Below are 22,371 nucleotides of genomic sequence, written 5' to 3'. Positions count from 1 at the left end.
GTCAGTCGCGTACCAACTCGTACACCGTGCTGCGGTGCACCGGGAAGACGCGCTCGACCCGGTACCCGAGCACCTCGAGATCGGCGACGTCCGGAGCCGCCTCTGAGCCCTCCACCGCCCAGACCCGCGGGTGGCCGGCGAGCTCGTCGTGGAGGTCCGACAACGGTGCGGCGAGGTCGGCCAACTCGGGACGCTCGCGGTAGCTCTCCACGAGGGCCACGTCGTCGAGGCCGGTGAACGCCTGCGGGTACAGGTCGATGGCGAGTCGGGACTGCCGCGAGGGCTTCACTGACTGGTCGAACACCACGGCGTCGCCCGGTGACGCGTGCGCCTGGACGACCTCGGCGGTCTGTCGGAGGTCACTGCCGTCGTCCTTCGCGAACGGCCCGCGTTGCGTCACGAGGACCGGGACGGCGACGGCCATGACCAGGACGACGCCGACGGCGCTCGCCACGGCCCGGTCCGCGCGCGCCGGCAGGAGTCCGACGAGCGTGCGGAGACCGAGCGCCATCATGATCGCGACGGCCGGGACGCAGAAGGTGACGTAGCGCAGGTTGTACATCGGAGTCACGAGGGCGTTGCCGATGATGAGCAGGACGGTGGGGGCGAGCGCCCAGACAGCGACCATCGCGAGCCCTCGCCGCTCACCCACGGCGCGGCGCATCGTGAGGACGCCGATCGGGGCGAGGACGATGAGCGCCCAGGCGACGGCGGCGAAGACGGGCTCCTGGAACCACTGGCCGATGAACACTGACTCCGGTGTCGCGTAGTCGCGTCGGCCGAGGAACGCGATCTGCCCCCGCTGCGCGATCCCGGCGATCACGATGGGGGCGCCCAGGAGCAGTGCGCCGGCGAGGGACCAGGCCCACGCCCGGACCACGGCGCGTCCGGGGCGCTGCAGGAGCATCCAGGCGGCGTGGACGATCAGGAGCATGGCGAGGTAGAGGAACAGGTACATCGAGGCGGCGCTCGCGACGGCGAAGAGCGCCCAGCTGCGGCGCGAGGCCGACCGGCGGCGGACGAGGGACACGAACCACACCGTCAGCCAGACGACCGCCGCCATCCCCAGCGCGTACGAGCGCGTCTCCGCACCCATCCGCGTCACCTGCGGGATGACAGCGAAGAGCAGCCCTGCGGTGACGCCGACCGCCGGGGTGAAGAGCGCCCTGGCGAGCACCACGACGCCGGCCGCCGCGAGGCCGACGCCGATCGCACTAGGGATCCTCGTCGCGGCTTCGGCGGTTCCGAAGGCGCCGGTCCAGACGTGCAGGAAGAAGTAGTAGAGCCCGTGGACCGCGTCGATGTGGCCGATCATCCCGAACATCACCGGGAGCGGACGCTCCGCTGCGAGGACGCTCGCCGCCTCGTCGCCCCAGTACGACGGGGTGCCGATCCCGATGAGCGAGACGACCGTGGCGAACACGCCGACGAGCGGGGCGGTCGCCCGGCCGGCGAGACGCGCGCGGAGCATGCCCCAGCGTTCCTGCGGGCGTCCTGTCGGCACGGTGATCGTCGCGGTCATGGCTTCTCCTCGGACGCGACCACCTGACGCGTCGGCTCATCGTCCGCCGTGCGGATGAACGGCAGCAGAGAGATCCCTGTGAGGGTGCTCGGGTCATCCCACCCGCGCAAGCGGATCAGCGGTTCGTCTGCGCCTCGAGCTCGTCCGGGTACCGCCCGCCGACGATGTGGACCGAGTCGGATCGTTCGGTGAGCGCACGCATGTCGGCCTCGCTCAACCTGAGGTCGGCCGCGCGGAGGTTCTCCTCGAGGCGGTGCGGTTTCGTCGTCCCGGGGATCGGCACGATCCACGGTTCGCGACCGAGGAGCCAGGCGAGCGCGACCTGCGCGGGGGTGGCGTCGAGTCCGCGGGCGAGTTCCGTGATGCCCTCCATGAGCGCCAGGTTCTGCTGGAGCGCCTCAGGGGCGAAGCGGGGGATGCTGGCTCGCAGGTCGTTGCCCTCCTCGAACCCGGTCGTCGTGTCGATCGTGCCGGTGAGGAACCCCTTGCCGAGCGGGCTGAACGGGACGAAGCCGATGCCGAGTTCCACACAGGCCGCGAGCACGCCCTCCTCGGGGCGTCGCCACCACAGCGAGTACTCGGACTGGACCGCGGTGACCGGCTGCACGGCGTGCGCGCGCCGGATCGTCCCCTCGGCTGCCTCGGAGAGGCCGTAGTGCTTGACCTTCCCGGCCGAGATCAGCTCGCGGACGGCCTCGGCGAACTCCTCGATGGGGTGCTCGGGGTTCACGCGGTGCTGGTAGTACAGGTCGATCGTGTCGATGCCGAGGCGGCGGAGCGAGCCGTCGACCGCCGTCGCGACCTCGTCCGGGCGGAGCATGCGGCCCGTCGCCGCGTGGGTCTCGGGATCGACGTGGTTCGCGAACTTGGTGGCGATGACGACCTGGTCCCGGACCGGGCGCAGTGCCTCGCCGACGAGTTCCTCGTTGCGGTGGGGTCCGTAGATCTCCGCGGTGTCGAAGAAGGTGACGCCGCGGTCGACGGCCGAGCGGAGCAGCTCGATCATCGGGCCGCGGTCGGGACGGCCGCTGTAGCCGCCGGTCATGCTCATGCAGCCGAGGCCGATGGCCGAGACCGTGAGGCCGCTGGTGCCGAGGGTGCGTGTGTGCATGGGGACTCCTGGGTTCGGGGTGGTGTGTCGGGACGGAGGTGTGTCGGGACGAAGGTGTGGTCAGTGGGGGTCGGCCGGCGCGGTGGTCCTTGCGAGTGCCTGGGTGGCCGCCCAGCTGGCGAGGAGGGTGAGGGCCTCCTCCGTGGGGGTGCCGGGTTCCGCGGCGTAGATCATCAGGCTGAGCCCGGGGTCCTCGCGGAGTTCGGCCGCCTCGAAGACGAGGTCGACCTCGCCGACGACGGGGTGGATGAAGTGCTTGCGGCCCGTGGTGTGTCGGCGCACGTCGTGCATGCCCCACTTGCGGCGGAACGCCTCGCTGCGGGTCGAGAGCTCGCCGACGAGGTCGTGGAGGCCCTTGTCGTGCGGGTCGCGTCCCGCCTCGCCGCGGAGGATCGCGACGGTCGCGTCCGCCGCCGCGTCCCAGTCCGGGTAGAAGCGGTCGGCGTGCGGGCGGTCGAGGAAGCAGAAGCGGGCGAGGTTCGGCGGACGGTCGGACCCGTCGAACAGGTCCACGTACATCGCCCGCCCGAGCGCGTTCGCCGCGAGGATGTCCATCCGGCCGTTCCGGATGATCGCGCAGCCGGCGGTGATGGAGTCGATGATCACCTGCAGCCCCGGGCGCACCGTCGGCGTGCGGGACGGCTTGGCGGGGCGTCGGGTGGAGACCGGCCCGGCGGCCCGGGCGAGGGCGAACAGGTGCTCGCGTTCGGCGTCGTCCAGGACGAGTGCCGTCGCGATGGCGTGCAGGACACTCTCGGAGGCGCCGCGCAGGTCACCGCGTTCGAGTCGTGAATAGTACTCGACGCTCATCCCGGCGAGCAGGGCGACCTCAGCCCGCCGCAGCCCCGGGACCCGCCGGTTGGGGCCTGCCGGCAGCTCGACCTGCTCGGGGCGGATGCGTGCTCGACGAGTGACGAGGAACTCGCGAACGTCCTCTCGGTTGTCCATGCCGACGAGCCTAGACACGTCCCGACCGACGAGGGAGGCCCTGCCGAAACACCCTTCAGCGGGGTGCCCGGGTGGGGAGTTGTCCCCATCGCGCGGGTGGGCAGGGCCGGACAGACTGCAGGAGTCCGCTGTCGAAAGGAATCCCGATGCAGCTCTCCCGCGTCACCGCCCTGATCACCGTCCCGATCGCCGCCGCCCTCGTGCTCGCCGGATGCGGCATGCTGCCGGGCCCCGAGGCGAAGCCGAAGGAGACGGCGTCCGCATCGGCGTCCGCGACCCCGTCCGAGAAGCCGAAGGCATCGGGATCCGTCGACGGTGAGGTCACCGAGCCCGGCGCCAAGGTCGGTATCGACGAGGAGATCGTCTACGAGTCGCAGGGCACCGACGACGTGACCGCACTCATCAGCGCGAAGCTGACCGAGGTCACGCCCGCTACGCCCGAGCAGGTCTCCTTCCTGAAGTCGCAGTTCGACGGCGGAGAGCTGGACGGCCTCGACCTCACGCTCATCCGACTCGAGATGACGAAGGTCTCGGGCGACCCGGTGGCGTTCAACAGTGACGCGACCTCCTTCGCTCCGGTCGACGCCGACGGCGAGAAGGTCCAGGAGGTCACGCTCATCGGGTGGGACGAGTGCGGCTCCGAGTCCTTCACGGAGGAGTTCGACGGTGGAGCACCGATCACCCAGTGCTACGTCGCGGCGGCACCCTCGGGCGGCAACGCCCCGGCCGGCCTCATGTACGACGGCGGGTTCACCGAGCCGAACCCGTACGACTCCTTCGACGGCGACCCGATCCTGCTCATCAAGGACTAGTCGTTGCAGACAGACGAACGCCGGTGACCCGTGGGGTCACCGGCGTTCGTGTGATCGAAGGTCAGTTCTTGAACGCGTCCTTCACGTTCTCACCGGCCTGCTTCACGTCGGACTTGGTCTGATCGGCCTTGCCCTCCGCGACGAGCTTGTCGTTGTCGGTCGCCTTACCGACGGCCTCCTTGGCCTTGCCAGCGAGGTCTTCTGCGGCGTTCTTGATCTTGTCTCCGGCGCTCATATATTGCTCCTCACGTGTTCTTCGGGCTGTCGATCCGCACTGATCGAATCCGACAGGGCGACCTGGTGGACGCACTTCAGGTCTACACCCGACGCCCAGCCATGTCACAACGAGGTCAGCGGACTCCCAGACAACGGGCCATCGACGACGCTGAGCGGATAAACTCGTGGGCGGTGTGCCGGGAAGTCTGGTCGGCGGGTGGTCCCAGCAGGGCCGCTCCGACGCTCGACCGATCCCGCCCCGAAGGACTCCCATGACCGATGCACCGAACCCCCACGAGCTACCGGCCGACCAGGCGCCGCACTCCATCTGGCGTGGCATCCACCAGACGCTCCAGCAGGACACCGTCGGCGGAGCGCTCCTCGTCGTCGCCACCGCCCTCGCGCTTGTCCTCGCGAACACCGGCGCCTCCGAGTTCTACCTGAGCGTCCGAGACTTCACCTTCGGCCCCGAGGCGCTCCACCTGAACCTCTCCGTGGGCGCCTGGGCCGCCGACGGGCTCCTCGCGATCTTCTTCTTCGTCGTGGGCCTCGAGCTCAAGGAGGAGTTCGTCGCCGGCAAACTCCGGAACCCGAAGACCGCCGCGCTGCCCATCGCCGCCGCGGTCGGTGGTGTCGCCGTCCCCGCGCTCATCTACGTGCTCGTCAACCTGCAGTCCGGCCCGGACGCGCTCCAGGGATGGGCGATCCCTGCTGCGACCGACATCGCGTTCGCCGTCGCCGTCATCGCCGTGGTCGGGAAGTTCCTCCCGCCGGCGTTGCGGACCTTCCTGCTCACCCTCGCCGTCGTCGACGACCTCATCGCCATCAGCATCATCGCGATCTTCTACACCGACCACATCGAGTTCGTGCCCCTGGCGCTCGCCGCGGTGCCGCTCGCGATCTTCGCCGTGCTCGTGCAGCGTGGCGTGCGGGCCTGGTGGATCCTCATCCCGCTCGGGCTCGCCACCTGGGCCCTCATCCACGCCTCGGGCATCCACGCGACCGTTGCCGGCGTCCTGCTCGGCTTCATGGTGCCCGTCGTCGCGACGAAGCGCGCACGCGTTCGCGTCGGGGAGGACGCGAACGGCAAGCCGATCTACGACGGCCTCGCCGCGCACTTCGCCGACCGCTGGAGCGTCGTGTCCACCGCCGTCGCCGTCCCGGTCTTCGCCTTCTTCTCCGCCGGCGTCGTCATCGGCGGGCTGTCCGGCCTCGTCGAGTCGTTCCAGGACACGATCGCGCTCGGCATCGTGGCGGGCCTCGTGATCGGGAAGCCGCTCGGCATCACCCTGACGACGTTCCTCGTCACCCGGCTGCCCGGCCTGCGGCTCGACCCCTCGATCCGGTGGGTCGACCTCGTCGGCATGGCCTTCGTGGCGGGGATCGGGTTCACGGTGTCGCTCCTCGTCGGTGAGTTGTCCTTCGGTGTCGGCAGTGCATCCGACGACCACGTGAAGGTGGGCGTGCTCGCCGGTTCGCTCATCGCGGCGGCCATCGGTGCGGCGATCCTCAGCGGCCGGAACCGGGTCTACCGTCGGGAGGTCACGCCTGGAAGTAATACGCCGAGTGGAGCCGGCAGCCGGGGTTGAACGCTGCGGAGCAGTTCGGGCACGCGTCGACCGTGAGGTAGCGCTCGATCGTCAGCTCGCTCGAGCACACACCGCAGAGGATCGCCTCGCGGTCGCGCTGCTCACGCGGCCACTGCTCGGCCGGATGGTCGGCGCACTCCGCGTGACACAGATGGCATGGGTAGTACTCGCCGCAGCAGGCGAAGCGGATCGCGATGACGTCGAGCGGCGTCGCGTAGTGCACGCACCGCGTCTCGTCGTCCACGGTGCGGCCGAGCACCCGCACCCCGGTCACCGGACGCCCCGTGCGGTGAGGGCGTCGCCGAGTTCGTCGGCATGCTTCAACGACACCACGAGGAACGGGACGACGAAGGTGACGGGGTTGGATCGCACCCCGCGCGCCCGCTGGGCGTCCCGCACGCCGGCCGCGAGGCGGGCGAGCACCGGGATGGTGTTGATCGCGACGGCGAGCATGAGGGCGATCCTCGCGGGATCGACCCCGAACCTGCCGAGCGGTCGGAGCGCGCGTTCGAAGGCGTCGAGCAGGTCCGCGACGCGGGTGCTGAGCACCAACAGGGCGGCGAGGAGGATGGCCGCCACGATGCGCGCGGTGTTGGAGAGGGCCGACTCGAGGTCGACGAAGAGCAGTTGGCCGACGACGGTGATCGTGATGATCCAGCGGATGAGCACGAGCTGACGACCGAGTTCCGGGAGGCCCAGCCCGGACACGAGGTACGCGAGCACCGTGACCGCCGCGGCGATCCCCGCCGTCCACCAGCTGGTGGGCAGGAGCGAGATGGCGAGGACCACGAGGAGGATGCCGAGGGCTTTCGGCCCGGCCGGCGCCCGATGCAACCAGCCGGTCCCCGGGCGATAGAGGGTGATCACGACGTCACGTCGCCAGACTCGCGCGATAGCTCGCGATGACGTCGGCCGGGTCGCCCTGCGCCGTGACCCGGCCGCCGTCGAAGAGGAGCGCGACGTCACAGCGGGCGGCGAGCTCCAGGTCGTGCGTCACGAGGACGAGCTGGTGCCCGGCCTCCGGTCGCAGGAGGTGGCCCGCCACGGCGGCACTGTTGCGGGCGTCGAGGTAGGCGGTCGGTTCGTCGGCGATGAGGAGCGCCGGTCGGCGGATGACCGCGCCGCACAACGCCAGGAGCTGCTTCTGGCCACCGGACAGCTCGTGCGCTGAGCGATCGGCGAGGGCCGTCAGCCCGAACTCCTCGAGTGCCCGGGCGACCCGCTCGGCGATCTCGCCTTTCGAGCCCGACGTGCCGCGCAGCGAGAACCCGACGTCCTCGGCGACGGTCGGCATCACGATCTGCGCGTCCGGGTTGCTGAACACGATGCTCACGAGGCGTCGCAGTCTCGCGGTCTCCCGCGCGGTGTCGACGCCGTGGACGTGGACGGTGCCCGACGTCGGTCGGCTGAGGCCACCGAGGAGGCGGGCGAAGGTCGACTTGCCCGAACCGTTCGCCCCGATGACCGCGATGCGGGGGCTGTCGAGCTGGAGCGTCACGTCGTCGAGGGCGGTGGTGTCGCCGAGGCGCGCGGTGACGCGGTCGAGTCGGAGGGTTGGGGGTTCGATGTCCTCGATCATCGCACGACCTCGAACACGGCGGCGACGCCGAGGCCGCCGCCGACCGAGGCTGCGGCCAGGCCGAGCGTGCCGGCCGGGGCGCCGCCACGGACGAGCCGCGAGAACAGGCGGACGACGGACACCGCGCCGCTGGCGCCCCAGGGGTGCCCGAGGGCGAGGGCGCCGCCGTCGGTGCAGAGCCGCTCGTCGTCCTCGGCGACGCCGAGCCGGTCGAGGACCGCGAGGGTCTGCGCGGCGAACGCCTCAACGAGCTCGACCGCCTGGACGGAGGCGAGGTCGACGCCTGCCCGCTCGAGGGCCTCGAGGATCGCGGGGGCGGCACCGATCCCCGGGAGAGCCGGGTCGCATCCGACGACGGCGTGCCCGCGGAGCGCGAGGCCGGGAGCAGCGCCGCGTGAGGCGGCTCCGCCCGGAACGAGGAGGACGGCTGCGGCTCCGTCGCTCACGCGGCAGGTGTTGCCCGCGGTGAGTGATCCGTCCGCGAAGAGCGGGGTGAAACGGGGGAGCAGGCGGTCGAGTCGCTGCGTGGTCGGCTCGTCGTGGTCCGCCATGCCGGGCAGTGGGACCAGCTCGTCGGTGAACCGGCCCGCCTCCTCCGCGATCACGGCTCGCTGGGTGCTGCGTGCGGCGTAGGCGTCCTGGCGCTCACGGGAGATCCCGTCGTGGCGCGCGAGGTCCTCCGCCGCCTGTGTCATGTCGGGGTCGTGCCAGCCAGCGGGCGCGAACGGAGCGCGGGCGTAGGCGACGCCGTCGACGGAGCGCAGCGGCGCGGTCGAAGCGCTCTCGACACCGCCCGCGATCCGGGGTCGCGCATCGCCGGCCGCGATCGCCGTGGCTGCCTCGATGATCGCCGCGAGCCCGCTGCCGCATTGACGGTCGACCGTGAGGCCGGGGACCGCGAATCCGAGGCCCGCACCGAGCGCGGCGACCCGGGCGGGGTTGCCACCGGGGCCCATGCAGTTGCCGAGCACGACGTCCGCGATGTCGGGTGTCCGGCCGAGAACCGCACCTGCATCCTCGTGCACGGCGCGAACGACCGGGACGGCGAGCTGCTCGACGGTCAGCGCCGCGAGGGCCCGGCCACGCGTCGCGATGGGCGTGCGGCGCGCGGCGACGACCACCGGGCTGGTGCTGTCCTCAGGGCGCAAGGGTGGCCACCTCCCCGGCGCGGACCCGCTCGATGAGGGCGGCTCGCGCGGCCTTCCCCGTGGTCGTCCGGGGCAGCTCGTCGACGATGAACCACCGGCGCGGGTGGTGCGACGGCGGGAGGAGACGGGTGACGGCGGCCCGCAGCTCGGCGCGCGTTGGACGGGCGCCGGGCCGCGCCTCGACGACCGCGGTGACGAGTTCGCCGACGCCCTCGTTCGGGAGACCGAACACGACGGCGTCCGCGATGTCGTCCACCAGCCGCAGTGCCTCCTCGACATCGGACGGGATCACGGTCGCTGCGGCCGTCAGGATCGCGTCGTCGCGGCGGCCGAGGAGGGAGAGCCGAGCGCCGTCGAGTCGGGCACGATCGCCGACGGTGGCCCAGTCGCCGTCTCGGTGCAGCGCCCCCGGCTCACCGAGGGTGCCGCTCGCGAGGTAGGGCGACCGGATCCAGAGCACCTCGTCGCGCACCTCGAGCTCGACCCCGGGGAAGGCACGGAGGCCCGGCTGCTCCGGGTCGGTGCCGTCGTCGACCGCGACGAAGGAGAGTTCGGCAGCGCCGTAGTAGGAGACCACCCGGACCCCGAGAGCCGTCGCCCGCTCACGCAGCGCGGGGTCGAGTGAGGCACCGCCGACCAGGGCCGCACGCAACCGCGGGGGCCGCCCGTCGTCGAGGAGTCGCCGCAGGCCGCTCGGGGTGCCGTGGAAGAGCGTCGCGTCCTGCGCCTCGCCGGCGGTGAGGATGTGACGGCTCGGCAGGATCAGCCCGAACCCGGCAGCCGCAGCGTGCGCGATCGAGAAGAGCGACAGGGAGGAGGCGGATGGTGACGCAAGGGCGAGCACGTCGTCGCGGCCGGCGCCGAGCAGCTGCGCTACGGGCGCGAACGAACTCGCCCAGGAGTCGGCGGTCCGCAGCACGATGCGCGGGGCGCCCGTCGTGCCCGAGGTCGTCGTCGCCCACGCCTGGCCGGGCTGTGGTCCAGCGACGGCGGCCCGATCGCAGACGGCGCGCCAGTACGGCTCGCTCCACCGGTCGTCGCCGAGCAGCGGGACGTCGCCCGCCGCGCGGACCTCCAGCGCGCGTCGGACGAGTTCCGCCGGAGCCCCTCCCCGCAGCGGGACGATGCGTCCGGCGTCCGTCGTCATGCGACCCTGGCGGGCTCACCCGGTCGGGTCGACCCCACGCCGGCGGCGTGACGGAACGCCCGGGGGTAGGCGCGGGCCAGCGTCATCGTGATGACCGTCGCGAGCACCGCCTTGACGAGGTCGCCGGGCAGGAAGACGAGGCTCTGCAGCACGGTCTCACCGAGCGACAGCCGGGTGACGAGGGACTGGACGGGGACGCCGACGGCGTAGATCACGACGATGCCGCCGAGGAGGACACCGAGGGCCGTCCGCCACCAGCGCAGCCGTCGGCCGCCGGCGTGCACGATGAGGCCGATGACGAAGGCGCCGACGATCCATCCGAACAGGTAACCGGCGCTCGGACCGACGAAGACACCGACCCCACCTCGGCCACCCGACAGCAGTGGCAGGCCGATCGCGACGAGGGCGAGGAGGACGAGCATCGAGAGCATCCCGCGCCACGGACCGAGGATGGCGCCGGCGAGCATGACGCCGAGGGTCTGCGCGGTGATCGGGACGGCACCGAGGACGGAGAACGCCCCTGGCAGCCCGAGGGCGGCGACGATCGCGGCGAACACGGCGATGCGGGCGATGTCGGTCGCGTCGATCCGGAGCCTGCTCATGTGGTGCCTCTGTCTCGGGGAGGGTGGTCGATCCGTCCAAGCGGTCCGGGTGGTCGAATCCCACCTGAACACTGTTCACCTGAACAGCGTTCACTATAGTTGGAACCATGTCCGGTTCCGCAACCACCCGTCGCCATCGGCGCGACGACGTGGCCGACGTCGCCCTCCGGATCCTCGACGACCACGGCCTGGCAGACCTCACCATGCGTCGCTTGGCCGCCTCCCTCGACGTCCAGCCGAGCGCGCTCTATTGGCACTTCGAGAACAAGCAGACCCTCATCGCCGAACTCGCCGACCGCATCGTCGACGCCCACCCGGCCCCGGTCGACGCGGTCGCAGACGCCGGCGCCGACTGGCGGGAACGGACCCGGATCGAGGCAGCAGCCCTCCGGGACGCCCTGCTCGCCTACCGCGACGGCGCCGAGGTCGTCTCGAGCACCTACGCGCTCGGGCTCGGCTCCGGACGCGTCCTCCGCCGGCTGACGGACGCCGTGGCGCTCGCCGGTCTCGACGAGGCGACCACCCGACGAGCGGGCACCGCGCTCCTGCACTTCGTCCTCGGTCATGTGTCCCACGAGCAGCAGCGCCTGCAGTACGACAGCGTCGGCGTGCTCGGCGCCGGCGCGACGTCCGACCCGCGAGGCCCCGACGAGCAGGCGGAGGGGTTCGCCTTCGGCGTCGGACTCCTCGTCGACGGACTCGGGGCACTCGTCGTCCGCTGAGACGGATCACCGCGGTGGGTCACCGCGACGGATCGCTTACCACAGCGGCGTGAGCGGACGCCTATCCTCCAGCTGTGGCGGAGCCCAGGGTAGCGTTGGCGAGGACACGAGGAGGACCGACGATGGCGATGGGTGATGACGACGATGTGGACATCGTCATCGACGCCTGGGCCGCGGCATTGCCCGACGTGGACTTCGCGCCGCTCGACGTCGTGTCGCGCCTGCGCCGGCTCGTCCCGCACCTCCAGGAGGTCCGTCGGGTGTCCTTCGCGGCCAGCAAGCTGCGGCCGTGGGAGTTCGAGTTCCTCTCCATGCTGCGGCAGCACGGCGCCGAGGGGATGACCCCGTCGATGCTCGCCGGCCGACTCCACGTCACCAGCGGCAACCTCGCGAGCCAGCTCGACCGCCTGGCAGCGCGTTCCCTGGTCGTCCGCCAGAAGAACGCGGCCGACGGCCGGAGCAAGATCGTCGTCCTCACGACGCTCGGCCGGCAGCGGGTGGACGAGGCGATGCGCCGCCTGGTGGCTGACGAGAACGCGATGCTGTCCGGCCTCAGCCGTGATCAGATCTCGGTGCTCATCGAGAGCCTCCGGGTGATCGGCGCGACCCTCGAACGTGGCGAGGGGCGCGGCTAGCCCTTCGACAAGCTCAGGGACCGGGGTGGGGCTCAGGGACCGGGGCTCCGCCCTACTCCACGAGCTTGCCGACGACGGAGACGTCCTGCATGAGCTCCTGGATCTCCGCCGGGATGGCGGGGATCGCTTCGCGCCCGATCCGGCCGGGGCCCGACCACACGAGGTTCACCTGCAGCTCCTCGTCGAGCTCCGGGAAGTCGGACCGGTTGTGGCACCCGCGGGTCTCGCGGCGTTCGAGCGCCGCTTCGAGCGTGGCCCGCGCTGCGAGGGCGGCCGACTTCAAGTCGAAGGCGTGGGCGAGGTCCTGGAACCCCGCGATGTCGGGGTGGACACCGACGTCTGCGATCCGCGCCTCGATCGCATCCAGCTCGGTGAGCCCGGCGAGGAGTCCGGCCTCGTCGCGGACGACACCCGCGTGCTCGGTCATCGTGTTCCGGATCGCGCGTTGGAGGGCGCGGACGTTCTCGGGACCGTCGCTGGCGAGGAGCCCGTCGATCTCCGCCCGAGCCTCGTCGACCGCCTCCGCGGAACGGACGTGGGCCTCGAGGCCCGCGGAGTACTGGGCTGCGGCCTCGCCGACGATGCGCCCGAACACGAGCAGTTCGATGAGGGAGTTGCCGCCGAGCCGGTTCGCGCCGTGCAATCCGGACGACGCCTCGCCGATCGCGTACAGTCCGTCGACGTCCGTCCCGTGGTCCTCGGGCCGCACCCACACGCCGCCCATCGAGTAATGCGCCGTCGGGGCGATCTCGATCGGGGTGGTGGTGATGTCGAGCATCTGCAGCTCCAGCAGCGTCTGGTAGACGCGTGGCAGACGCCGCATGATCGTCTCGCGCGGCAGGTGCGAGACGTCGAGGAGCACGCCGCCGTTCGGGGTGCCTCGCCCCTCCTTGATCTCGGTGTACGCGGCCAGGGCGACGCGGTCGCGGGTCGACAGTTCCATGCGCTCCGGGTCGTACCGCGCCATGAAACGCTCGCCGAGCCCGTTGCGGAGGATGCCGCCCTCGCCGCGCGCCGCCTCGGAGACGAGGGTCCCCGCCGCGTTCTCGGGCTCGATGAGACCTGAGGGGTGGAACTGGACGAGCTCGGGGTCGCGGATCCGACCGCCGGCCTCGACCGCGAGGCGGAACGAGTCACCCGTGTTCTCGTCACGGCGTGAGGAGGTGCGTCGCCAGATGCGGTTGTGGCCACCCGCCGCCAGGATCACGGCGTCGGCGTGGATGAGGTAGCGGGTCCCGTTCTCGAGATCGAAGCCGTACGCACCGAAGATGACGTTGTCCCGAACCAGGAGTCTCGTGATGTACACGGTGTCGAGGATCGGGATGTCCAGCTGCGCCGCCCGGTTCACGAGCGTGCGCTGGATCTCGAGCCCGGTGTAGTCGCCGGCGAAGGCCGTGCGCCGGAAGGTGTGGGCACCGAAGAACCGCTGCGAGATCCGGCCGTCCTCCTCGCGGGCGAAGGGCATGCCGTAGCGCTCGAGGTCCTCGATCCCGCGGGCGGCCCCCTCGGTCACGATCTGCACGGTGTGCGGGTTGGCGAGCAGGTAGCTCTCCTTGAGGGTGTCGGCGGCGTGCTGCTGCCAGGAGTCCTCGGGATCGATCGTCGCGAGCGCCGCGTTGATGCCGCCGGCCGCGAGCGAGGTGTGTGCGTCGGCCTTCTGGCGCTTGCCGACGGCGATGACGTCGACACCCCGTTCGGCGAGTTCGATCGCTGCGCGGAGGCCGGAGCCGCCCGTTCCGATGACGAGGACGGAGGTGGACAGGCGTTGCTCGTGCACGGGGACTCCTTCGGCGATGCGGCGCGCGATGCGCTCACCCGTGCAGCATAGGCAGGCCGATGCAGGGAACCAAGGGAACCCTAACTGAGGCTCGCCTTACTGGTAGTCGGGGAATGCCAGGGCTGGTCGCGTCGGCTCAGAACCGCAGATCGCCGGGCCGTTCCAGCTCGATCCAGGTGTCGATGTCGGGCCGGACCGTCGCCGGGGCGGCTTCCAGGACGTCCGCCCGGCTCAGCGTCCCGAAGTCGAGGCCCGTGATGCTCTCGAGGTCGAGGATCGGCAGCTGGAAGGTGCGGAACGGGCCGAGCGGGGGAACGGCGTCGTCGTCGCGATCGCCCGTAGCCGTCGGCTCGTCGAGGTCGATGTCGTCGAGCTGCGCGGACTGGTCGAGGAGGTAGCCGGAGGCCGCCAGTGCACCGGCCGACGACCATGCCGCCACCTTCCAGAACCGCTTCGGGATGCGGATGCCGCGGTAGAGCGGGTCGTCGGCCTCGACCACGGGGCCGGTGAAGACGGACAGCCGCAGCCGCCCGGCCGAGGCGTACTCGAGGACGAGGTCCTCGAGGCCGTTCCAGAGTTCGAGGGACTGGTTGAAGTCCGCGGCCTGTGGAGCGGCGTTCGTGTAGCAGAAGGTGTCGACGTTGGCCCGGCGGGCGACGTCCGCGGGACCCCACACGGGGTCTCGGCGGCGCACGAGGTGGCCGCGGTCGAGGTCGTTCCGTGCGTACAGCTCCGGCCCGGCCTGCTCGTCGGCCGGGATGCGCTCGTCGAGGTGCCAGTCGTCGCCGCGACCCAGGTCGAGCAGGGCGGCGCCGTCGATGTTCACCGCCGTGGCCGCCGCGAGCCGGCGGTCGGGATCGAGGAGGACGGAGAAGTGCGTGTAGTCGAGGTGCCGGAGTCGAGCGCGTTCCTGCGGGTCGGCCGGCGCGGGGAGCGCGAGCGGTTCGTCGAGGTCGAGGAAGCCTGAATCAAAGCCGGTCATGGGTATGAGTCGATCATGATTCTGACCGGATCGGAACGCGGAGCGACCGCTCGTATCTCCCCGTCGCTGACCGTTCACCGTCGGGCAACCGGTTCTGCAACAAATGAGAGCGCTCTCTTGACCTCGTCCGAACGAGCGCTTAGTGTGTCCTGCATGCCCGTGGGAACGTTCCCACGGGATCGCGCCGCGGACCCTGCAGACGGGTTCAGCGGCCACCGAAGCGCACACACAAAGGAGTGACTGTGAACAGCACGCGCCGCGGCATCGCCGCCGCATCCATCGCGGGGGCCTCGATCCTCGCCGTCCTGGCCAGCGGGTGCAGCTCGCCCGCCGCCGGCGGTGGTGACGAGAAGATCACCCTCTCGATCACCACGTTCGGCACCATGGGCGTCGACGCCAACTACGAGAAGTACATGGAGGAGCACCCGAACATCACCATCGAGGCGACCAACCTCGAGGGTGGTGGCGCGGCCCGTGACGACGCGTACGCGAAGATCGCCGCCGGCACCGGCCTCAGCGACGTCGTCGCCATCGAGGAGGGCTGGCTCGGCACCATCTCCGAGGTGAGCGACTCCTTCGTCGACCTGCGTGACTACGGCATCGAGGACGTCAAGGACACCTGGCTCGACTGGAAGTACGAGCAGGGAACCGACGCCGAGGGCCGCGTGATCGGCGCCGGTCTCGACATCGGCCCGCAGGGCATCTGCTACCGCGGCGACCTCTTCGCCGCCGCCGGCCTGCCGAGCGACCGGGCCGCCGTCGCCGAGTACCTCGGCGGCGAGGACGCGACCTGGGACCGCTTCTTCGAGGTCGGTGAGGAGTACGTCGCCGCGACCGGCAAGGCGTTCTATCACAGCCCCCGATTCTTCTGGAACTCGTTCGTGAACCAGCAGGAGGAGGGCTACTACAAGGCCGACGGCGAGACCCTGAACATCGAGGGCAACGACGTGCTCAAGGAGCAGTTCGAGAAGATCGTCGAGGCGGAGAACGCCGGCCTCGGTGCCGGGCTCCCCGGCTGGGACGTCGGTCCGGAGGCCAAGGAGGGCAAGTTCGCCACCTACATGTGCCCGAGCTGGATGCTCGGCATCGTCCAGGGCTACTACGACGAGGGCACGACCGACAGCGGCTGGGACTTCGCCGATGTGATGCCCGGCGGCGCGGCCAACTGGGGTGGCGCGTTCCTCGGTGTCGCCGAGAACTCCGAGCACAAGGAGGAGGCGGCCGAGCTCGCCCTCTGGCTCGCGTCCCCCGAGGCGCAGGCGGCGTCGTTCGAACTCGCCGGTCCGTTCCCGAGCACGCTCGACGGGCAGGAGCTCGTGAAGGGCTCCACCAACCCGTTCTTCAACGACGCACCGGTCGGTGAGATCTTCGCCGCACGATCCGAAGGCGTCGTCGCCCAGGTGAAGGGTCCTGAGGACTCCAACATCCAGGACAACGTGTTCGGTCCGATCCTCGACCGCGTGAGCCAGGGCGAGATCACCGACGGTGAGACCGCCTGGAACGAGGCGGTCAAGCTGCTCGACCAGCTCGTCGGCTGACCTCCTCTCCGACGCAGCTCGCCGGGGCGTCCGTTCGCACGCGGACGCCCCGGCACCCCTCCCGCTCCCTCCTCCGGATTGGCAGAGCCATGACCAGCACCGCAACCGTCCGCCGGCCACCGGCCGCCCTGACCTTGAGACAGAAGCTGAACCGCTTCGACTACCGCGCGTCGCCGTACCTGTACATCGCGCCGTTCTTCATCCTCTTCGCCCTCATCGGCATCTTCCCGATCGTCTACACCTTCAACGTGTCGCTCTACGAGTGGCACCTCCTGAAGGGTCAGGGCGACTTCGTCGGACTCGACAACTACGTCTCGGTCCTCTCCGACCCGTTCTTCTGGAACGCGTTCGGCAACACGATCAGCATCTTCCTGCTGTCGGCCGTCCCGCAGCTCGTCATCGCGACGGTGATCGCGGCGCTCCTCGACCAGACGCTTCGCGGACGAACCTTCTGGCGGATGAGCATCCTGCTGCCGTACATCGTCGCGCCGGTCGCCGTCGCCGTCATCTTCCTGCAGATCTTCAACCAGTACCACGGACCGATCGCCGGGCTCCTCGAGGCGTTCGGGCTCGACCCGATCCGGTGGGCGTTCGATGTCTTCCCCTCCCATGTCGCCATCGCGAGCATGGTGAACTGGCGCTGGACCGGGTACAACGCCCTCATCCTCCTCGCGGCGATGCAGGCCATCCCGCGCGACGTCTACGAGTCGGCCGCCCTCGACGGGGCAAACAAGATCCGACGGTTCTGGTCGATCACGATCCCGATGATCAGGCCGACGCTCATCTTCGTCGTCATCACCTCGACGATCGGCGGGCTCCAGATCTTCACGGAACCGAAGCTCTTCGACCCTCGCAGCAACGGGGGATCGGACCGGCAGTTCCAGACGATCGTGCTCTACCTGTACGAACTCGCCTTCCCGAGGCGCGACTTCGGGCGGGCCTCCGCGACGGCGTGGATCCTGTTCCTCGTGATCATCCTCGCCGGGCTCATCAACTTCGCGATCACCCGGGCGATCCGCACGAACGACGCACGCCCGGTGCGCATCCCGAAGGTGCGCGACCCCCTCATCACGACGCGGGCGATCACCATGGCGTCGACCAAGCGACGTGCGACGTCCACGAGCCGCGCGGACACCACGAGCACCACCGAGCAGCGAGGCGGACGAGCATGAGCACCCTGATGGAACGCACCCGGACCGCGCCACCCGTGACGCCCGCGGCACCGCAGTACCGGAAGGGGAAGGACCACGAACGCCCCGGTGTCCTCACCTACGCCATCCTCATCGCCTTCTTCGCGATCTCGGCGTTCCCGCTGTGGTGGTCGTTCGTCATCTCCAGTCGGCAGTCGTCCGACACCAACCTCGTGCCGCCGGCGATCCTCCCGGGCCCGAACTTCCTCAGCAACGCGACGAAGGTGTTCGAGTCGGCGCCCTTCCTCCAGGCCCTCGCGAACAGCGTCATCATCTCGGGCGCGATCACCGTCTCCGTCGTGTTCTTCTCCACGCTCGCCGGATACTCCTTCGCGAAACTGAAGTTCCGGGCCAGCAACGGCCTGCTACTCGCCGTGATCGCCACCATGGCCATCCCCACCCAGCTCGGCATCATCCCGCTCTTCATGCTCATGGCCGAATGGCAGTGGGTCGGGACGCTGCAGGCCGTCATCATCCCGGGACTGGTCACGGCGTTCGGCGTCTTCTTCATGCGGCAATACCTCGTCGACGTCATCCCCGACGAGCTCATCGAAGCGGCCAGGGTCGACGGCGCCTCCATGTGGGGCACGTTCTGGCACGTCGCCCTCCCGGCCGCACGTCCGGCGATGGCGGTCCTCGCGCTCTTCACCTTCATGGCCGCATGGACGGATTTCCTCTGGCCACTCCTCGTGCTCGGCCCACGGAACCCGAGCGTGCAGACGGCGCTCGCCGCACTGAGCGCCAGCGGGGGACAGACACCCGACCACTCGCTCGTCCTCGCCGGTGCCGTGCTGTCGGTCATCCCCCTGCTGATCCTCTTCATCCTCGCGGGCAAGCAGTTGGTCGCCGGGATCATGCAGGGCGCGGTCAAGGGGTGACGCCCGCGCCGCATAAGGTGTCTTCACACCGGCACGACTGAGGAGACACACCATCGACACCGATGCGGACATCACCGTCCCCACACTCATCGCGGTCGCGGCGCTCGCCGGCGTCTCGAAGTCCACCGCCTCCCGGGTCATCAACGGGTCCTCCCAGGTGACCCCGGAGGCGGTGGCCTCCGTGAACGCCGCCGTCGAGCAACTGCACTACGTGCCCAATCGCGCGGCCCGCAGCCTCGTCCGGCGTCGGGCGCAGACGATCGCGATGGTCATCCCGCAGCGCACGGCGGAGTTCTTCGCCGACCCGTACTTCGCCGAGGTCATCCAGGGCGCGGCCATGTACGCGTCGTCGACGGACTACACGCTGACGCTCCTGATCGAGTCCGACGTCGACCCCGACAAGACGCGCCGGTTCCTCACGGGCGGCAACGTCGACGGGGCGCTGGTGCTGTCCCACCACACGAGCATGCAGGCGTACGCCAAGCTCTCGGCCTCGCTCCCGGTGGTCTTCGGGGTCCGCGGGCTCGAACCGGCGGATCCGCCAGGGCACGTCGTCGACGTCGACAACGTGGAGGCGGGGGCGCTCGCGACGCAGCGGCTCGTCGACGCGGGTCGGCGTCACATCGCGACGATCGCCGGTCCGCTCGACACCGCGGCCGGCGTCGACCGTCTGGCCGGGTGGCGACGCACGCTGGGTGCCGCAGGCATCGAGCCGGGGCTTCAGGAAGAGGGCGACTTCACGCCCACGAGCGGTGCCCGGGCGATGGAGCGGTTGCTGGCCGGCGGGCGACCGGTCGACGCGGTGTTCGCGGCCTCCGCACAGATGGCGACCGGGGCACTCGGGGTGCTGCGCGACCGGGGGATCCCGGTGCCCGTGCGGATCGCGATGACCTCGGTCGACGACAACGTGTTCGCCGCGGACGCCTACCCGGCGTTGACGACCGTCGACCTCCGCACCGCTGAGAAGGGGGCGCTGCTCGTGCAGACCCTCCACCGGCTGATCGCCGGTGAGGACGTCCCCGAGATGACGACGATCCCGTGCGGGTTGGTGGAGCGCGACTCCGTGTGAGGGCGCTGGGCTCCAGCCCCTTCAGAACCGGATCTGCGTCTTCGGTCCGGCTCCGGTCGCTCGGGGGAGTCCGTCGGCGAGGACCTGTGGGACCTCGTCGAGGGTGATCACGGTGCCGATCAGGCGTCGGACGGTGTCGGGCATGGTGGCGAACCGGCTGGCGGCTTCGTCGATGGACGCCGAACCGCCGAGGACGGCGTGGACGGTCGCATCGCGGGCGATGAGCGTGCCCGAGGGGAGGCCGGCGTCGCCGGAGGGCACCCCGAGGAGGGCGATGCGGACGCCCGCGGTGGCGTTGTCGAGCAGGCGACGGGTCACGTCGCTCGATCCGGTGGCTTCGATGATGACGTCGAACCGCTCGTCGCCGAGCTCCTCCGGGTCGCGGGTGTCGAGGCCGAACCCGGCTGCGAACCCCCGATCGGACTCGCGTCGGGCGGCCACGGTGACGGTGGCTCCGGTCTGGGCGGCGAAGAGTGCGGCGAACATGCCGAGGGTCCCCGCGCCCCACACGAGCACGCGGTCGTCGGGGCCGGGGTCTGTGAGACGGACGCCGCGGAGGGAGCACGAGGCCGGCTCGACCATCGCACCGAGGTCGGCGTCGACGCCTGGCGGGAGGCGGTGCACGGCGCGTTCGGGGAGGACGAGGAGTTCCGCGAGGGCGCCGTCGAGTTGACCGAGGACGCCGAGTTCGAGGTGCTCCGGGCAGAGGTGGTGGCGTCCGGACGTGCAGCGGTCGCAGTGTCCGCAGCCGATGAAGGTGTCGCCCGTGACGAGGTCTCCCGGGGTCGCCGTGGTGACGCCGTCGCCCACCGCGACCACCCGACCCGCCCACTCGTGGCCCGGTTGGAGGGGCAGGGTGGTGCGGCCGTCGGCGAGGTAGGGCATCGTGCCGCGGAAGAGGGCGACGTCCGTGCCACAGAGTCCGGCGCGTTCGATGCGGATGAGGACGTCGCCGGGGCCGGGCTGCGGGTCCGGTCGGTCGAGGACGGTCGCCGTGTTCGGGGCGGTGATGCGTAGGGCTCTCATGCGGTCTCTCCATCGTGACGGCGTGTGTGCTCAGCAGCGTAGCGTCGGTGGGTCGTCGGGCGTGCGTCAGAGCCCTCGTCGGTGTCGTGCGTGAGGCGTGGAACCTGCCCGCCCGCACCTGCCCGGTCGCCGTGCCTGTCGAGGTGTGCCCGTCGACAAGCTCAGGGACCAGAGCATCTCCGCCCAACCCAACCCGGTCACTGAGCTTGTCGAGGTGTGCCCTTCGACAGGCTCAGGGATCAGAGCATCTCCGACCGACCAGCTCCGGTCACTGAGCTTGTCGAAGTGCTCACGGAGTCGCCTCCACACCGGGCCAAGCTCGGTCGCCGGGCTTGTCGAGGTGTGCCGAGTGGCAGGCCCGCGACCCGACCGAATCCGACCGACCAGCCCCGGTCACTGAGCCTGTCGAAGTGCTCACGAGTTTCGTCCACATCAGCCCGAACTCGGCATCTGGAATGTCAGTGGTCCATGGTGGACTGGAGTCATGACCGAGAGCACCGCCACCGCGATCCGCGCGAGCGACGAGTACGCCGCGCAGCTCGCGGAGTTCTCGGACGAGTACGCCGAGATCGGTCGACTGCGCGCCGTGCTCGATGCGCGTGAAGCGCGCCTGCTCGCCAAATCTGCTGCGTACGCGGACGCCCTCGCAGACACGGTGGTCCCCGCCATCTATCCACCCGCGGAGCGGCGCGCGCTGTCGCGCCGCTCGACGTGCGCGATGCTCGCGATGGCGACCCGCTCGTCCGAGCGGACCGTCCTGCACGCCACGGACGACGCCGAGCGCCTCGTGAACGAGGCAGCGTCCGTGTTGGCGGCGCTCGAGGCCGGCAGGATCTCCGGCCGGCATGCGCGCACGATCACCGACCAACTGCGCGAGGTCCCCAACGCCGGTCGCGCTTCGTTTCTCGCCGAGGTGCTCCCGATGGCCAAGCGATTGACCGCCGCGCGGCTCAAGAAACGCGCGAAGGACCTCCGCGAGCGACTCCACCCAGAATCCATCACCGCCCGAGCCGTGCGCTCCGAGGCAGACCGCCGCATCGAATTCGAATCCGCCTCGGATGGCATGGCGTGGGTCCACCTGTTCACGACCGCGCCCATCGCGCAGGGCATCGTCGAGCGCCTCGAGAGCGCAGCATCCGAGGCACGTCGCGCGGGCGACCAGCGCACCTGCGCTCAGCTGCAGGCCGACGCCCTCGCGGCACTGGCCCTCACCGGCGTCACCCCGGACGACGTCGCCTCGAACCCCGTGCTCCCGCACCCGATCGAGGTCCAGGAGCACATCAAGCCCACCGTACAGATCACCGTCCCAGCACTCAGCATGGCCGGGGTCTCCGACGCACCCGCCACGCTCGACGGATACGGGCCGATCGATCCCGAGACCGCGGCCCGTATCGCGGTCAACGCACCCTCTTTCACCCGCATCCTCGTCCAGCCCGAAACCGGAGCAGTCCTCTCCGTCGGCCGAGGCCAGTACCGAGTGCCCGCCGATCTCCAGCGGGCGGTGCGCCTCCGAGACGGCACCTGTCGCGCACCCGGCTGCGGGCGTCGAGCCAGGGCCTGCGACCTCGACCACTCGGTCGCCTGGCAGGACGGCGGGACAACGGATGTCGGGAATCTCGCCTGCCTCTGCCGACATCACCACCGGATGAAACACCTGCCGGGCTGGAACCTCGACCATCAACCGGACGGCGTCCTCGACTGGACCACACCCGACGGCAAACACCACCGGACAGCCCCGGACCCCGCACCGTTCTGACCATCCCGGTCCCTGAGCTTGTCGAAGGGTTCCTCGTGCGCACTTCGACAGGCTCAGTGACCGGCGGGGGCGTGCCCGGAATGCCTCGGTGCCTGGGCCTGTCGACAGGCTCCACGTGCGCACT

22 protein-coding genes are annotated in these 22,371 nt (G+C 70.5%); 9 read left to right on the top strand and 13 right to left on the bottom strand.

Translation table 11 applies throughout. From position 1 onward, the window contains the following. Nucleotide 1 precedes the first annotated feature (1 nt). From QRN27_RS09725 to QRN27_RS09715, 3 genes are all read right to left on the bottom strand, one after another. Complete coding sequence (locus QRN27_RS09725; RefSeq protein WP_285042068.1) at nucleotides 2–1,522, bottom strand: glycosyltransferase family 39 protein; 1,521 nt, start codon at nucleotides 1,520–1,522, stop codon at nucleotides 2–4. Between the two features lie 115 nt (nucleotides 1,523–1,637). Further along, nucleotides 1,638–2,633: an aldo/keto reductase gene (locus tag QRN27_RS09720; protein WP_285042067.1), complete on the bottom strand. Its 996-nt coding sequence runs from the start codon at nucleotides 2,631–2,633 to the stop codon at nucleotides 1,638–1,640. A 60-nt stretch (nucleotides 2,634–2,693) separates the two neighbouring features. Continuing rightward, on the bottom strand, nucleotides 2,694–3,581 hold the full coding sequence (locus QRN27_RS09715; RefSeq protein ID WP_285042066.1) for a helix-turn-helix domain-containing protein: 888 nt from the start codon (nucleotides 3,579–3,581) through the stop codon (nucleotides 2,694–2,696). Between the two features lie 146 nt (nucleotides 3,582–3,727). Between QRN27_RS09715 and QRN27_RS09710 the strand changes: the two genes are divergently transcribed. Then, a complete protein-coding gene (locus QRN27_RS09710; protein WP_285042065.1) occupies nucleotides 3,728–4,393 on the top strand; it encodes a hypothetical protein in 666 nt (221 codons plus the stop codon). Nucleotides 4,394–4,454: 61 nt separating this feature from the next. On the opposite strand, the gene QRN27_RS09705 is transcribed toward QRN27_RS09710, so the two are convergent. Beyond that, nucleotides 4,455–4,628 (bottom strand): CsbD family protein, encoded by a 174-nt coding sequence (locus QRN27_RS09705; RefSeq protein ID WP_082455973.1) that lies wholly within the window; start codon nucleotides 4,626–4,628, stop codon nucleotides 4,455–4,457. A gap of 253 nt (nucleotides 4,629–4,881) precedes the next feature. Between QRN27_RS09705 and nhaA the strand changes: the two genes are divergently transcribed. Next, nucleotides 4,882–6,198, top strand: a complete 1,317-nt coding sequence (nhaA, locus tag QRN27_RS09700; protein ID WP_285042064.1) for a Na+/H+ antiporter NhaA — start codon at nucleotides 4,882–4,884, stop codon at nucleotides 6,196–6,198. Here the strand turns inward: nhaA and QRN27_RS09695 are convergent. The 6 genes from QRN27_RS09695 to QRN27_RS09670 are packed head-to-tail and all read right to left on the bottom strand — an operon-like array spanning nucleotide 6,152 to nucleotide 10,674. Then, nucleotides 6,152–6,472, bottom strand: a complete 321-nt coding sequence (locus QRN27_RS09695) for a CHY zinc finger protein (RefSeq protein WP_285042063.1) — start codon at nucleotides 6,470–6,472, stop codon at nucleotides 6,152–6,154. The genes nhaA and QRN27_RS09695 overlap by 47 nt on opposite strands. Further along, a complete protein-coding gene (locus tag QRN27_RS09690; protein ID WP_285042062.1) occupies nucleotides 6,469–7,065 on the bottom strand; it encodes an energy-coupling factor transporter transmembrane component T family protein in 597 nt (198 codons plus the stop codon). The genes QRN27_RS09695 and QRN27_RS09690 overlap by 4 nt, the downstream gene beginning before the upstream one ends. Before the next feature lie 4 nt (nucleotides 7,066–7,069). After that, nucleotides 7,070–7,777 (bottom strand): energy-coupling factor ABC transporter ATP-binding protein, encoded by a 708-nt coding sequence (locus QRN27_RS09685; protein WP_285042061.1) that lies wholly within the window; start codon nucleotides 7,775–7,777, stop codon nucleotides 7,070–7,072. Further along, nucleotides 7,774–8,925: a thiolase family protein gene (locus QRN27_RS09680; protein WP_285042060.1), complete on the bottom strand. Its 1,152-nt coding sequence runs from the start codon at nucleotides 8,923–8,925 to the stop codon at nucleotides 7,774–7,776. The genes QRN27_RS09685 and QRN27_RS09680 overlap by 4 nt, the downstream gene beginning before the upstream one ends. Further along, on the bottom strand, nucleotides 8,915–10,072 hold the full coding sequence (locus QRN27_RS09675; RefSeq protein ID WP_285042059.1) for a class I adenylate-forming enzyme family protein: 1,158 nt from the start codon (nucleotides 10,070–10,072) through the stop codon (nucleotides 8,915–8,917). Before QRN27_RS09675 ends, QRN27_RS09680 begins: the two co-directional genes overlap by 11 nt. Beyond that, nucleotides 10,069–10,674 (bottom strand): biotin transporter BioY, encoded by a 606-nt coding sequence (locus tag QRN27_RS09670; RefSeq protein WP_056009577.1) that lies wholly within the window; start codon nucleotides 10,672–10,674, stop codon nucleotides 10,069–10,071. Before QRN27_RS09670 ends, QRN27_RS09675 begins: the two co-directional genes overlap by 4 nt. Nucleotides 10,675–10,781: 107 nt before the next feature. Between QRN27_RS09670 and QRN27_RS09665 the strand changes: the two genes are divergently transcribed. Together QRN27_RS09665 and QRN27_RS09660 are read left to right on the top strand one after the other, a co-directional pair. After that, nucleotides 10,782–11,396: a TetR/AcrR family transcriptional regulator C-terminal domain-containing protein gene (locus tag QRN27_RS09665; RefSeq protein WP_285042058.1), complete on the top strand. Its 615-nt coding sequence runs from the start codon at nucleotides 10,782–10,784 to the stop codon at nucleotides 11,394–11,396. A 128-nt stretch (nucleotides 11,397–11,524) separates the two neighbouring features. After that, nucleotides 11,525–12,031 (top strand): MarR family winged helix-turn-helix transcriptional regulator, encoded by a 507-nt coding sequence (locus QRN27_RS09660; RefSeq protein ID WP_056011686.1) that lies wholly within the window; start codon nucleotides 11,525–11,527, stop codon nucleotides 12,029–12,031. Between the two features lie 52 nt (nucleotides 12,032–12,083). Here the strand turns inward: QRN27_RS09660 and QRN27_RS09655 are convergent, their stop codons facing one another. Together QRN27_RS09655 and QRN27_RS09650 are read right to left on the bottom strand one after the other, a co-directional pair. Next, complete coding sequence (locus QRN27_RS09655) at nucleotides 12,084–13,808, bottom strand: L-aspartate oxidase (RefSeq protein WP_285042057.1); 1,725 nt, start codon at nucleotides 13,806–13,808, stop codon at nucleotides 12,084–12,086. A 136-nt stretch (nucleotides 13,809–13,944) separates the two neighbouring features. Next, on the bottom strand, nucleotides 13,945–14,790 hold the full coding sequence (locus QRN27_RS09650) for a DNA/RNA non-specific endonuclease (RefSeq protein ID WP_285042056.1): 846 nt from the start codon (nucleotides 14,788–14,790) through the stop codon (nucleotides 13,945–13,947). A gap of 236 nt (nucleotides 14,791–15,026) precedes the next feature. On the opposite strand from QRN27_RS09650, the gene QRN27_RS09645 reads away from it, so the two are divergent. The 4 genes from QRN27_RS09645 (at nucleotide 15,027) to QRN27_RS09630 (ending at nucleotide 19,465) form a co-directional block, all read left to right on the top strand. After that, nucleotides 15,027–16,328 (top strand): ABC transporter substrate-binding protein, encoded by a 1,302-nt coding sequence (locus QRN27_RS09645; protein ID WP_502929514.1) that lies wholly within the window; start codon nucleotides 15,027–15,029, stop codon nucleotides 16,326–16,328. 89 nt (nucleotides 16,329–16,417) lie between these two features. Beyond that, nucleotides 16,418–17,500: a carbohydrate ABC transporter permease gene (locus QRN27_RS09640; protein ID WP_285042054.1), complete on the top strand. Its 1,083-nt coding sequence runs from the start codon at nucleotides 16,418–16,420 to the stop codon at nucleotides 17,498–17,500. Further along, a complete protein-coding gene (locus QRN27_RS09635; RefSeq protein WP_194668716.1) occupies nucleotides 17,497–18,396 on the top strand; it encodes a carbohydrate ABC transporter permease in 900 nt (299 codons plus the stop codon). The genes QRN27_RS09640 and QRN27_RS09635 overlap by 4 nt, the downstream gene beginning before the upstream one ends. Before the next feature lie 37 nt (nucleotides 18,397–18,433). Then, the gene (locus QRN27_RS09630; RefSeq protein WP_350224098.1) at nucleotides 18,434–19,465 is read left to right on the top strand and encodes a LacI family DNA-binding transcriptional regulator; all 1,032 of its coding nucleotides are present in this window, start codon (nucleotides 18,434–18,436) and stop codon (nucleotides 19,463–19,465) included. 21 nt (nucleotides 19,466–19,486) lie between these two features. Here the strand turns inward: QRN27_RS09630 and QRN27_RS09625 are convergent, their stop codons facing one another. Beyond that, complete coding sequence (locus QRN27_RS09625; RefSeq protein WP_285042053.1) at nucleotides 19,487–20,491, bottom strand: zinc-dependent alcohol dehydrogenase; 1,005 nt, start codon at nucleotides 20,489–20,491, stop codon at nucleotides 19,487–19,489. A gap of 484 nt (nucleotides 20,492–20,975) precedes the next feature. On the opposite strand from QRN27_RS09625, the gene QRN27_RS09620 reads away from it, so the two are divergent. Further along, entirely contained in the window at nucleotides 20,976–22,247 is a 1,272-nt protein-coding gene (locus QRN27_RS09620) for an HNH endonuclease signature motif containing protein (RefSeq protein WP_285042052.1), read from the top strand. Nucleotides 22,248–22,371 lie beyond the last annotated feature (124 nt).

This window comes from Plantibacter sp. LMC-P-059a, from assembly GCF_030209505.1.
Classification (GTDB): domain Bacteria; phylum Actinomycetota; class Actinomycetes; order Actinomycetales; family Microbacteriaceae; genus Plantibacter.
Note: the sequence above shows the minus strand (reverse complement) of the source record. Positions and strands in the feature narration are given on the sequence as shown.